Origin of the sequence: Streptomyces sp. NPDC002870 (genome assembly GCF_042888505.1) — a bacterium.
Classification (GTDB): Bacteria; Actinomycetota; Actinomycetes; order Streptomycetales; family Streptomycetaceae; genus Streptomyces.
Genome location: NZ_JBIAPW010000007.1, coordinates 54,987 through 66,357 on the forward strand (window position 1 = coordinate 54,987; position 11,371 = coordinate 66,357).

Sequence of the window (11,371 nt, forward strand, 5' to 3'; positions counted from 1 at the left end):
GATCAGCTCCCGTTCCCGTTTGGCGGGGTGTTCGTGTTGCCGGAGGGTCGTGGGGCGGGCGGCGGGGCCGACTCCCGTACGCCCGGCGGCGGCATGGCCGGCGCGGACGGGGCGGGGTGCGCACTGTCCGGCGGGGCCTCAACGGCAGTCCCGCCACCGGAGCGGCGGGGGGCGATGACCGCGTGACGCCCGCCGGGTGAGCCGTGATCGAGGCCCGCGTGCGCGGCCGTGTTGGCCATGCCGGACTCCAGCACGTCCTTGCCCGCGGCCAGGACCTGCAGGGGCAGTGCGATCGAACCGGCGACCTTGGAGCCGAAGCTGCGGCCCGCAGCGGCGTTCGAGCCGCTGGCCATGGTCTGCGAGGTGTCGCGCTCCAGCGCCTGGGTGTAGCCGCTGCCGCCACCGACCGCGCCTGCGCCGCTCACGTCCGGGCGGTAGCCGCCGGTCGTGGACGAGGCGGACGAGCCGATCGAGCTGATGAGCCCGGAGGCGACCGAGCTGCCCCCGCCGACGGTGGAGAAGGTCATGAACTTGGCGAGCACCGGCCAGGCGAAGCAGGCCAGGACGAAGATGACGAGGCCGACGAACATGTTCTGGGCGCCCTTGCCCTCGGTCATGGCGCCGAAGCCGATTGCGAAGCAGATGACGATCGCCGGCTTCATCAGGATGAGCGCGATCAGCGCGTTGCGAGCCTTGGGCCACCACTCCTGGGTAGCGTCCGACAGTTGCCCGACCAGGACGACGGGCATCGTCGCCACCAGGATCATGATTCCGGCCTGGCGGAGCAGGACCTCGATCCACAGGGCTGCGATGGCAAGGATGCACACGATGCCGATCACGATGATGACGCCGACCGCAGCGACCGTGATGGTTTCGCCAGCGATGAGGGCGCCGCCGACGGCGGCCGTGCCTCCTCCGCCGACGATGAGGCCGCCAAAGAGTGTGCCGAGCTGCTGCTGCATGGCCGCAGTGGCGTCGGCCTCGCCGCTGCCGCCGCCTTCGAAGGTGTAGTTGATGATCCAGGTGCTGATCGCGTCGGACCAGCTCAGGGCGGTCTGCGTCGCCAGGAGGTAGACGGAAGAGATGACCGCCCACTTGGCCAGGCCGACGAAGGCCGTGGCGGCGGGCTCGCCGCGCTGGCTGAGCCCGACCTTGCCGAACTGCAGCAGCAGCAGGAACGTCGCGACCACGACGGACAGGGCCGTCATGATGCCGGTGACCGAGCCGATGCCGGTCTCGTTCAGGTTGATGGTGGAGGCGGAGTTGAAGACCTTCGCGAACTCGCTCAGGAGCCACACGACGGCCTTGCCGATGTAGTTGGCGGCCTCCTTCAGGGCGTCCGACGCCAGCTCGGAGATCTTGCCACCGATCCAGTCCATCGGCCCCTTGGCCGGCGGCGGGTACTCCTCGCTGCCCTTGCGCAGGCAGTCCTCGAACGTGCCGCCCTTCTCGACGCAGGCGGTGACGTACTTGTTGAGCTTCTCGAACTCCGGAGCGTCCTTGTTGTACGCCTTGCGCCACTTCTCCAGGCGCCGCATCTCAAAGGCATGCCGGTCCGCGTCCGAGCACTCCTCCGAGGCAGAACCGGTGCCGTCGGCGCCCTCGCAGATGTCGATGGTGCCGGGAATCTCGCCGGCGTCCAGGTTGCAGCCCTCGGCCTCGTTGAGGACGCAGTAGTTGCCGTCCTGGTCGATGCCGATGGCCAGGCCGCCCTCCACCCACTCCTTCGGCGGGTCCTTGGGCGGGCCGTAGTCGGCGTGCTTGCTCGGGTCGTCGGCCGCGTAGGCCGCCGTGGCTCCGGCACCGCTCAGGCCGAAGGAGAAGAGCAGGACCAGCAGGAGGGACAGGACCCGTGCGAGCCGCTCAGTCCGCATGCCGCACCTGCCACCAGCCGTCCTGCCAGGCATAGGGCGAGTTCGGGTCGTAGGCGACGGGGTTGGTGCGCTTGGACAGGTACTTCGCCTCGTTGGTGAGCTTCCATCCGCCGTTCTGCCACTTCAGGACCAGGTCGGACGTGTCGCCCTTGATCGGGTTGTCGTCCGCCCCGCCCTCCGGGCCAGTCGCGTAACGGTCGAAGGACAGCCAGACGTGGACGACGTCGCCACGGGCGACGTCCGGCGCGAGGATCGACTTGGCGCGTACGGCCTCGACGGTGGTGGTGACGGTCAGGTTCGCCGGGGCGCCGCCGGACGGCGGCAGGCCAGCGCCCTCGCGCAGCTTGCGGACCTCGGAAATCTGCTCGTCGATGTAGCCGGTGGCGTCCGGGGAGGTGATGACCTCCAGCTGCTCCCGTGCCCTTTGGTCATCGAGCCAGGCGTACTCCTCGTGGAAGTACACGGCGGCCGAGATCGCACCGAACGCGGTGCGCGGGAAGCCAGTCGACAGGCCGTTCTTCTGGCCGGTCGGCACCTCCAGCTTCACCTTCTGTCCCTTGGCCGGGGTCATCTTCTTGTTCCACAGACCCTTGTCGGCCGAGGCGGACGGCGACGGCGTCGCGCTCGCCGACGGCTTGTCGGACCCGGACTTCGCCTCGTCGTCGCCGCCGAGGACGAGGAAGGCGGTCACACCTCCGCCGACCAGGGCGGCGCCGACCAGGGTGCCGAGGCCGATCAGGGTGAGCTTGGCGCGGCGCGCCTTGCGGTCGTGAGCATCCATGTCAGCCGCCCTTCGTCATGTTGTAGAAGGACAGGACGAGGGCGCTCGTCACCCCGATGCCGCCCGCACCGATCAAGCTCCACAGGACGCCCTGCTTGCCGCGGGCGGCGAGCTGGGCGCGTTCGGTGTTGTGGCCGACGGCAACAAAGGCCCAGCCGAGCAGGCCACCGAGGACCGCGCCTGCCAACCCGAGGCCGGCTGTCCAGCCGAGAATCTGCTTGACGGGATTGTTGACCTCGGCCGGCAGGGCGGGGACCACTCCGGGCACGGGGCCTCCGCCGCCGTCCTTCTTCGGGTCGTCGGCAGCAAGAAGCTGCCAGTGAGGGTCGGCGGCGACGTTGTTCAGGGTTTCCAGGATCTGGCTCATGGCGGACACCTCGTCAAAGGGCGGGGACTGGAACGGAAAGCGGGCGGGGTCGAGCGGCCGGAGGCAGCGGCTGGCCCCAGGTGGCGTGCGCCGCGGCAAGGACGGCGGACGCGAGCGTCGCGGCGGCCTGCCGGGTCCGGGAGCGCAGCCGGTCGGGCTCGCGCATCCCGTGGGCGCGAATGTGGGAGTCGTGGGGGAGCTGAACGACCGCGTGGGTGCGCGGGGCGAGCATGGTCGCCCCTGCGCGCGCGACGGCCGGCGGGCGGCCGTCGTTGGTGCCGACCAGCACAACGACGGTGCGCTGCAACGGCAGGCCTTCGGCGTGCAGGGCCATCACGGCCTGCTGCAGCGCCTGGATGCCGCTGGCGGTCGCGGCCGCGCAGAGCACCGGTATGGCGAAGGGCACGTCGCACCATCCGCGTGTCAGGCCCTGCCGGTTCTCGCAGCGTGCGGCGAGAACGTCGTGGGCCACGGGGTGCGTGGAGTCGGCGATGACGCTCTGCCAGCCGCCGATTGCGGCCAACTGGTACCAGGCCGCGGGCGCTTGCGGCAGAGCGAGCGGGGCACTGTGCCAGTCCCGGCCGTCCGTCAGGACCTGCCAGCTGCCGTTGGCAAGACCGGGCCGGTGGGCGGCAGCGCCGTGCACCCGGGAACGAGCCAGCGGCCGGTCGGCGGGCAGCGAGGCGAGCCCCGCGGCTGCCTGCTCGGACGTCCAGGCAGGCCACGGCGAGGAGAGCCGCGGAGCGGTGTCCAGCACAACCGTGCTCCCCGACGCCGCCAGCCCACAGGCCAGCAGATTCGCGACAGTTGAGCGCCCGCTTCCGCCTGTTGCTGCCATGACAGGCAGCACCAGACGTGCCCCATCCGGCAATACGGGCGCAAAAACACCCCTTTTCCCCACTATTCCCCCGTTAAATACGCTGCAAAGATTCGCAGGCGCTAATAAATCAGGCCCCCGCGAGCCCATGCAGACTGCACGTAGACCTTACATGGAGCTGGTGTACGTCGACTAAACGAATTCTCAACAGTCCCACTAGTAAGCGCAGATGGCATAGTGTCACGCAAGATAACGTATTCCGAAGGGCTTGAACCCGTGCAGGGTCGGCCGCGAGATTGCCTTTCGGGGAGCAAACTCAAAAGCCAGGCCAGAGGGGGACTGGGTGGGCATCAAGCGCGTGGTGGCCGTCGTGGCCACCGGACTCGTCATGACGCCCGTGGCGCTCGGGGTGGGGGTGGTGATGCTCGTGGCCGCCTTCGACGACGACAAGGGCGGAGGCGGCGGAGCACAGGAGCCGACAGGCAGCGGACTGCGGATCGGCGGCAAGAACGGAGTGCCGGCCAAGTACGCGCCGCTCATCATGAACGCGGCCGCCTCGTGCGATCAGGGACTGCCGCCGGCGATCCTGGCGGCCCAGCTGAAGCAGGAGTCGGGCTTCCGACCGGACGCCGGATCGTCAGTAGGCGCGCAGGGCATCGCTCAGTTCATGCCCGGAACGTGGCAGACCTGGGGCCGGGACGGTAACGGCGACGGCCGCAAGGACGTATGGGACCCGGAGGACGCGATCCCCGCCCAGGCCGACTTCATGTGCTCACTGCTGAAGAAGGGCAAGAAGCACCCCGAATACCGAGGCAGCCCGATCGAACAAGCGCTGGCCGGCTACAACGCGGGCTGGGGCCGGGTCGATCAGTACCGTGGTGTGCCGCCGGAGTCCTTCGCCCAAGGTCAGACCTATCACTACGTCAAAAACATCATGGCGATGTCCGCGGAGATGGCCGCCTCCGGCGGCGGATCCTCTGCGGGCTGGACCGTACCGGTCAACGCGCCCGCCTCCACTCCCTACCGCCAGCGAGGACCCATGTGGTCCAGCGGCTATCACACCGGCATCGACTTCGTCGTCCCGGTCGGCACACCGGTCACGACGGCCGGGCCGGGCACGGTCGTCACCGCCGGGCCGGGCGGCGCGTACGGGAACCAGGTCGTCATCCGCCACGACGACGGCGTCTACACCCAGTACGCCCACCTCTCCAAGGTGAACGTGAAGGCCGGTCAGAAGCTCGCAGGCGGAACGCAGATAGGGCTCTCCGGCGCGACCGGTAACGTGTCCGGGCCGCACCTGCACTTCGAGGCCCGTACAGGTCCGGCCTATGGATCGGACATCAGCCCGATCCCGTACCTTCGCAAACACGGGGTGACTGTCTGACATGGGAGCCGACCTGAGCCCTCGCCCGTCGCCGGTAGGGAGCCTTGCCGTGCGGCACGAGGAGCTCTACCAGCCCTGGGGCACGGTCACCCCAGCCTTCTGGGAGTCCAGCGGCGCCCCGCAACCGGCTGCCGCGTCTCCCTACGCCGCGCCGGTGGAGGAGGTGCCCCGGACGGTCCACGAGCAATTGTCGGCGATCGCGGCCGCCGCAGCCGCCGGACAGCACGCCGAAGCCTCCGCGCAGGCCCACCGGCTGGACGAGGAGATCACCGCCCAGTACGGCGAATCCCACCTGCACACCGTCCACATCCGCGAAGTCCGTGCGCACATCGCGCATCTCGCTGAGGACCACTCCGCTGCCGTGGGCTGGTACCTGCACACGGCCCGGCTCCGCGCCGCCGTCCAGGGCAACGACCACCCGGACACCGAGCACGCCACCCTGCTCGTCTACAGCCTTTGGCGCGCCTTGCCGACTGCCGACTCCGTACGACTCGGAGGCGACCTGCTCGCCACTGTCACCGATCTCTACGGTCCCGATGCTCCCCTCGCCGCCCGAACACGTCGGCGGCTCACCTCGTTGACCGCCAGCTCATCCGCTTGACCGATCGCCGGGTCGTACGGGCTCCATGCGAGGAGTCCGCTGACCGGCTTCCACCCCGAGCTCTCGTTCCTCGACGAGCTGCGCCTCGGCCTGGACGAACGCCTCCAGGCCCCCATCGAACTGGCCCCGCTGATCGACCCCAACGTCCACTCCTGCGGCACCGTGTTACCCGCACGGCGTCAATGAGCTCTCCCGCCCGGAGAAGGACGTCTACCTCGTCGACATGAAGTCCTACGGCCGGGCCCCGACCTTCACACAGCTGCTCACTGAACGTGACGCCGACTCGACAACCGCGGGATGGGCGCTGGGACTTGGTGGGGCGCCGGACAGACGCTGGGCCGCACACTCTACGCCACGTTTGCCCGTTATACCGGAGTCACTGCCCGCACCGCCGTCCTGATCGCAGCAGGCGGAGCCACAACCGCCACACTTGCCCTCGCGCCCGGTCCGATCCCCCTTCTGATCCTGCTCGCGATCCTGGCTGGAGTCGTACGCGGCAACCTCACCCTGCTCCACGCCACCGACCGCTGGGGCACCGCGGCCTACGGCCGCTCTCGGCTCTTCTTACCGCTCCCGCGACGGTGGCGGCAGCTGTTGCTCGTGGGCCTGGCAGCCCCGGCGAGATCATTGGGCGGTTACGACAGCATATTTCTCACACTCACCGCAGGATCTGCCCTGCCGTCGGGACGCCCTACCCGGCACGAGTGACAAGGTAGGGCGAGGGACACGTATCGCTGCCGCTAGCCTGCCCAACCACCCCCCGGCAATCGCGCTTGGCCAAAGACATCAAGTCTGTGGGCACACTCGGGGGGTATCTGCCCCTGTCGCACTACTACCGTGCTCCCTGTTTCTGGCGGCAAGCCTGTGTCGCTCCCTGACTACCACTACCTGTGGGCCCCAGGATTGGACGCCGTCTGCCCAGGGCAGTGCATATCCGCCTACACCCGTCGGCTGTGGCCGAACCAGGCAAAGCGTAGCCGTGCGTGAGGCAGACAGGGCTGCCGCTGCGAGGCACGAAACGGAGGCCCCTGCTTGCAGGGCTTGCACTCCGGAACTGCCCGACTTCCCTCCTGCCGCGCAGCGGGAGACAGCGCATGAGGTTCCACAAGCACCGCGGCACTGCAATGTGACAGGACGGCTACCCCCGGATGCCCGCCGCCGGGGCATCGAGGCCACCACCGCGCGCGCCGCCGCCACCCGGGCAGCCACCCTGGCCGCTTGGGCGCTGCTCTACCTTCCGCTGGCCTCTCGATGGTGGCCAGCGGCCCTGATCGCCGCTGCCCTGGCCGTAACGAGCAGGCACCGCCTGCGAGGCGCCGCCGACGCCTACGCCACGGTGCTGGAAGCCGCGGCCCGCCACCATGCACGCGACCTCGCCTCCCACCTAGGCTTCGACACCCCCGGCCCGGCCACACCCACCATGGGCGATCAGCTGACGCGCCACCTGGAGCCCAGTCCCCCACCCGAGCCACCGCAAATACCACGACCCACAGGACAGGCCCCAACCTGACCGCGACTTGCGTGCATTGTGCATCGACGTGGGAAAATGCGTTCCTGTTGTTGGGAAGCGCTCTGCGAACTGCGGCGTACCCCCAGCTCAGACCCACCCGCGAACGGCCCACACCAACACGAGATCCCGTCCGATCACTTAGATCGGGCGGGATCTCGGCGTTTCCGGGGTCTGTTCGAGGTGGTGTCCGAACGCGGGCGGGGCCGGGGGCGGTTGCCTGGCACATTGGCCTGGGGTTCGGGGTGGTTCGGGTGCGTGGGAGGCGCCGGGGCCATCGCTGGACGCGCGCGTATCCGGTTCAACGTGCTGGGGTGCAGCGGTGGCCCGCCGAACTTCGTGGCTCGACGTATCGGCGGGCCGTCACGCGGTGGATGCGGGACGGCGGGTGGGGGCGGACGCGGTGAGGGCGGATGGTCAGCGAGGTGGTCCGATGATGCGGTTGCCGCGCAGGGCGGCGGCTTCGGCGAGCTTGGCTTTGGTGATCTCGAACCCGTCGGGGCGGGGGGTGGTGACGTCGCGTCCGGCGTGCCGGAACATTTCCTCTATGCCCGCGGGGGTGGTGATGAGGAGGAGGTCTGCTCGGTCGGACGTGATGCGGTAGCTATGGGGGATGTTGCGGGGCAGGTAGACGACGCCGCCTTCGGAAAGTTCGTGGCGTTCGTCTCCGACCCACACGAGTGCCTCGCCCTTGAGGAGGAGGAACACCTCGTCCTCGCGGGTGTGGAGGTGGAAGGGTGGGGCCTCGCCCTTGTGGATGTCGAACCGTCCGACACTGAGCTGTCCTTCGGTGGCCTGGCTGTCGAGCAGGATCGTGAACAGCCCGCCGTCGAGCCATTCAAGGGTCTGCTGCTGGTCGGGTTGGGCGAGGTAGGCCATGGTCATGGCGGACTCCGGGGTGGGTGCGGCTGCTCGCGTTGGGCGAGTCAGGCGGGGAGGAGGCCGACGCCGGCGTCGGCGACGACCTGGACGCGGGGGCCTGTTGAAGGGCGGTAAGCATGGGGTAGACGCTGCAGACGTCGTTGGTGACGCCGGCGATCGCACCACGAGCTCTTCGGATGGCCTGAGCCGGGCGTCAGGATCGGCGCAGTGACGTGATCACGAATGCGGGGATCACCGCCGCGCCGACGATCAGGTGCATCAGGGCCAGCAGGAGCTGGTCGGACGTTGTGACGCCGGCCCCGTTGTAGGGAAGGCTGGCGACGAACACCAGAGCCGTGAGCGCCTCCCAGATGACGGTGGCCCGCCGTGGGACGAATCGTTCCAGCAGCTCCAGGAGTCCCCAGCCGAGCATCGCCGGGACGACGGAGGCGGCAATCACCACGCTGATCTGGATGGACTGGGCCGGCCGGCCGAGCACAGCGGGAGTCCTGAGGTCGTACCCGGCGACGTCGGTGAGGACGAGCACGTACGCGAGGTTCGCGAGGAGAGCGATGCCGATGGCGGCCGGTCGCAGTACCCGGACGTTGGTTTCGGCGAGGCGGCGGGCGGATGGTCTCGGTGCAGACGATGTGGTGGCCATGGTGGTTGCTCCGTTGGAAGAGGTGGGGGTCAGCGGATAACGGGCAGGATGAGGTGGGAGGGGTGGTCGGCGTCGTGGTGGATGAGGTCGCGGCCCACCTGGTGGCCGTAGTAGTGGTGGAACAGGCCGTCGGCGACCGGGGAGTCGCCATTGGCGATCTCCAGGCGGATGCGGCTGCCCTTGGGGAAGAGGTAGGAGGTCGGCCAGACCTCGATCTCGTAGCGGACGACGGTCCCCGGCTCGATCGGCTGGGGCGGATGGGTGCGGTGGGAGGCCTTCAGCCAGCCGCGGGTGACCATCGCGGAGGGCGGCGGTACGTTCTTGGCGACCTTGCGCATGACGGCCGCCTTGAGCCTCGGAACGGCCTTCTGCTCGGAGACCTTGACGTGGAAGTCGGTGTCGGTCCGGTCGGACTCGGCGTACAGCACGAGGGTGAGCTTCCCGGTGACCTCGGTGTCGTGTTCCAGCGGCGGGGTGGTGAAGGTGAGGATGCCGCGGGTGGGCTGCGGGATGCCGTCTGTGATGACGGTGGTGCCCACCGTCCACTCGGGGTTGGGGTAGTCGTAGACGGTCGGCTCGCCGGCCGGCTGGGCGGGCGGGGTGGTGGTGAGGCTGCCGTCGTTGAGTGAGCGGACGGCGTGTGCGGGTTCGGGGTGCAGGTAGAACGTGGTCGGCACGGCGCGCTGGGGTGGCCATTCGGATTCCGCCCGCAGCTGGCTCCCGGTGTTGCCGACCTGGATACGGACCGGCGGGCCGTCCATGACACCGTTGCCTATGCCCTTGAGCCAGTGGTCGTACCAGGGGCGGATGTAGGTGTCGAGGAACTCGGTTTGGTAGTAGCGCTCGTGGCTGTCGATGCCGGCGAGCACGACGAGGCGCTTGTCGGTGCCCTTGAGGCGTTCGTAGCCGTCGAGCTGACCGCGCAGGTGCAGGCCGACGCCGTACCACCAGGCGATGTTGAGCACCGGGACATCGATGTCCTCCACCTTCACCGCTCGTTGGTCCCACCAGTCGTCGACGACGGGCCGGTCCAGAGTCATGCCGATGATGTCGGCGGTGATGCCGCCGGGCCGGGGCGGGGCGCCGCCGCCGATGGTGGCGCTGGCGCGGAGGTGGTCGGTCGACCAGAAGTTGACGAACCCCATGGAGTAGACCCCGCCGTGGTAGACCGCGTCGTGGTAGAGGTTCGTGAACCCGCTGTAGACCAGCGCGCAGGTCAGGTGCGGCGGGCGCTGCGCGGCGGCCAGCCACTGGTTCACGCTGTAGGCGCTCTCCCCGATCATCGACACCTTCCCGGTCGACCAGGGCCGGAAGGCGATCCACTCGATGGTGTCGTAGAAGTCGCGCTGCTCGGCGGGCCCGAACAGCTCGAACTCCCCCTCGGACCTGCCGGTGCCGCGCTGGTCGCCGATCACGACCGCGTAGCCGTGGCCGGTCCAGTAGTCGATCGGGCCGGTCTCGATGTACCGGAATATCGACACCGCCGGCAGGTACAGCAGGTCCTTCTGGTAGGGCGCTACCGCGTACAACGCGGGGAACGGGCCGTCCCCGTCGGGCAGGTACACATCGACGCAGATCCGGACGCCGTCGGACGCCGTGATCCACTCATCCTTGAGCGCGTGCATGACCGACTCCTAATTTCCTCACATGTGGAAACTAATTTCAGCGTATGATGAAACTGTCGCGGACGGAAGTCCCTTCTCTGACCTGTTACGGAAGGTGATGCGGTGTGACTGGGCGAGGTCCCCGGGGAGAGCGCGGAGAGCAGGCGGACAAGATCATCGCCGCCGCCCGCAGATGCTTCGCCACCCGTGGCTACGCCGCGACCTCACTGCGGTCGGTCGCCCAGGACGCCGGCGTCGACCCCGGCCTGGTGCACTACTACTTCCGCACCAAGACCGGGCTGCTGGAAGCGGTCATGCAACCCCCCGAGGCGTTCGGTGCAGCCGTGGCCGCCGCCGCCGAGCAGCCCATACACCAGCGCGGACGCGCGTTCGTGCAGGCCACCTTGCGCCTGTGGGAAGACCCCGCCACCGCCGAGATCCTGCGCTCCATCATTCTCACCGCCGCCCAGGAACCCGCCGCCATGCACCGCCTGCGGCAGTTGTTCTCCGAACTCGTCCTGGCCGTCGTCTCCCATGGCCTGCCCGACACCGAACGCACCCTGCGCGCCAGCCTCATCTCCACCCAGATCGTCGGCATGGTCATGAATCGCTACATCTGGCAGGTGGGCGACATCGCCACCCTCCCCGCCGACACCGTCACCGACCTCCTCACCCCCACCATCCAGCACTACCTCGCCGACCCCCTGCCCACGAAGCTCGGCGACGGCTGGAGGCTGAGCTGACCGGGCCTGTCCAGTAAGCGGCTCTGTCACACGGTTGATCGCCCCCTGCCTGCTCCTCGGATCCGTCAAGGCGCCGTTTGCGCATCGTCGTGGTGCCCGACCGTTGCGCGTGCCGTCCCGGCGAATCGGACTTCTAATGCGGAACGTCCGCTTCGGTCCCTTGTCGGGAGA

At 68.9% G+C, this 11,371-nt stretch carries 11 protein-coding genes and 1 pseudogene; 5 read left to right on the forward strand and 7 right to left on the reverse strand.

Annotation, left to right across the window (positions count from 1 at the left end):
- Nucleotides 1–2: 2 nt before the first annotated feature.
- Genes ACFYWY_RS11225 through ACFYWY_RS11240 form a run of 4 tightly spaced genes read right to left on the reverse strand, consistent with a single transcriptional unit; the run spans nt 3 to nt 3,860 of the window.
- Complete coding sequence (locus ACFYWY_RS11225; RefSeq protein ID WP_389183221.1) at nt 3–1,874, reverse strand: hypothetical protein; 1,872 nt, start codon at nt 1,872–1,874, stop codon at nt 3–5.
- A complete protein-coding gene (locus tag ACFYWY_RS11230) occupies nt 1,864–2,655 on the reverse strand; it encodes a hypothetical protein (protein WP_389183224.1) in 792 nt (263 codons plus the stop codon). The genes ACFYWY_RS11225 and ACFYWY_RS11230 overlap by 11 nt, the downstream gene beginning before the upstream one ends.
- Nucleotide 2,656: 1 nt before the next feature.
- Nucleotides 2,657–3,022 carry a hypothetical protein gene (locus tag ACFYWY_RS11235; protein ID WP_389183227.1) on the reverse strand — a complete coding sequence of 122 codons (366 nt, stop codon included), beginning with the start codon at nt 3,020–3,022 and terminating at the stop codon, nt 2,657–2,659.
- A gap of 13 nt (nt 3,023–3,035) precedes the next feature.
- Nucleotides 3,036–3,860: a hypothetical protein gene (locus ACFYWY_RS11240; RefSeq protein WP_389183230.1), complete on the reverse strand. Its 825-nt coding sequence runs from the start codon at nt 3,858–3,860 to the stop codon at nt 3,036–3,038.
- Between the two features lie 322 nt (nt 3,861–4,182).
- Between ACFYWY_RS11240 and ACFYWY_RS11245 the strand changes: the two genes are divergently transcribed.
- The 4 genes and pseudogenes from ACFYWY_RS11245 to ACFYWY_RS11260 all read left to right on the forward strand — a co-directional run bounded on the left by ACFYWY_RS11245 (nt 4,183) and on the right by ACFYWY_RS11260 (nt 7,334).
- Entirely contained in the window at nt 4,183–5,223 is a 1,041-nt protein-coding gene (locus ACFYWY_RS11245; RefSeq protein WP_389183233.1) for a peptidoglycan DD-metalloendopeptidase family protein, read from the forward strand.
- 49 nt (nt 5,224–5,272) lie between these two features.
- Nucleotides 5,273–5,824 carry a hypothetical protein gene (locus tag ACFYWY_RS11250; protein WP_389183236.1) on the forward strand — a complete coding sequence of 184 codons (552 nt, stop codon included), beginning with the start codon at nt 5,273–5,275 and terminating at the stop codon, nt 5,822–5,824.
- 39 nt (nt 5,825–5,863) lie between these two features.
- A pseudogene (locus ACFYWY_RS11255) lies at nt 5,864–6,128 on the forward strand (flavoprotein); the annotation flags it as partial.
- A gap of 822 nt (nt 6,129–6,950) precedes the next feature.
- Nucleotides 6,951–7,334 (forward strand): hypothetical protein, encoded by a 384-nt coding sequence (locus tag ACFYWY_RS11260; protein ID WP_389183239.1) that lies wholly within the window; start codon nt 6,951–6,953, stop codon nt 7,332–7,334.
- Nucleotides 7,335–7,748: 414 nt separating this feature from the next.
- Here the strand turns inward: ACFYWY_RS11260 and ACFYWY_RS11265 are convergent, their stop codons facing one another.
- The 3 genes from ACFYWY_RS11265 to ACFYWY_RS11275 form a co-directional block, all read right to left on the reverse strand.
- Nucleotides 7,749–8,216, reverse strand: a complete 468-nt coding sequence (locus ACFYWY_RS11265; RefSeq protein WP_389183242.1) for a cupin domain-containing protein — start codon at nt 8,214–8,216, stop codon at nt 7,749–7,751.
- 190 nt (nt 8,217–8,406) lie between these two features.
- Nucleotides 8,407–8,853: a DUF6069 family protein gene (locus tag ACFYWY_RS11270; protein WP_389183245.1), complete on the reverse strand. Its 447-nt coding sequence runs from the start codon at nt 8,851–8,853 to the stop codon at nt 8,407–8,409.
- 29 nt (nt 8,854–8,882) lie between these two features.
- Nucleotides 8,883–10,478, reverse strand: coding sequence for a CocE/NonD family hydrolase (locus ACFYWY_RS11275; protein ID WP_389183248.1), 1,596 nt, complete (start codon nt 10,476–10,478; stop codon nt 8,883–8,885).
- 104 nt (nt 10,479–10,582) lie between these two features.
- Between ACFYWY_RS11275 and ACFYWY_RS11280 the strand changes: the two genes are divergently transcribed.
- Entirely contained in the window at nt 10,583–11,200 is a 618-nt protein-coding gene (locus ACFYWY_RS11280; protein WP_389183250.1) for a TetR family transcriptional regulator, read from the forward strand.
- Nucleotides 11,201–11,371 lie beyond the last annotated feature (171 nt).

What these genes read in the sequence shown, in the direction of transcription:
- ACFYWY_RS11225 (WP_389183221.1), bottom strand. Translation starts at nt 1,874, where the DNA reads ATGCGGACTGAGCGGCTCGCACGGGTCCTGTCCCTCCTGCTGGTCCTG.
- ACFYWY_RS11230 (WP_389183224.1), bottom strand. Translation starts at nt 2,655, where the DNA reads ATGGATGCTCACGACCGCAAGGCGCGCCGCGCCAAGCTCACCCTGATC.
- ACFYWY_RS11235 (WP_389183227.1), bottom strand. Translation starts at nt 3,022, where the DNA reads ATGAGCCAGATCCTGGAAACCCTGAACAACGTCGCCGCCGACCCTCAC.
- ACFYWY_RS11240 (WP_389183230.1), bottom strand. Translation starts at nt 3,860, where the DNA reads ATGGCAGCAACAGGCGGAAGCGGGCGCTCAACTGTCGCGAATCTGCTG.
- ACFYWY_RS11265 (WP_389183242.1), bottom strand. Translation starts at nt 8,216, where the DNA reads ATGACCATGGCCTACCTCGCCCAACCCGACCAGCAGCAGACCCTTGAA.
- ACFYWY_RS11270 (WP_389183245.1), bottom strand. Translation starts at nt 8,853, where the DNA reads ATGGCCACCACATCGTCTGCACCGAGACCATCCGCCCGCCGCCTCGCC.
- ACFYWY_RS11275 (WP_389183248.1), bottom strand. Translation starts at nt 10,478, where the DNA reads ATGCACGCGCTCAAGGATGAGTGGATCACGGCGTCCGACGGCGTCCGG.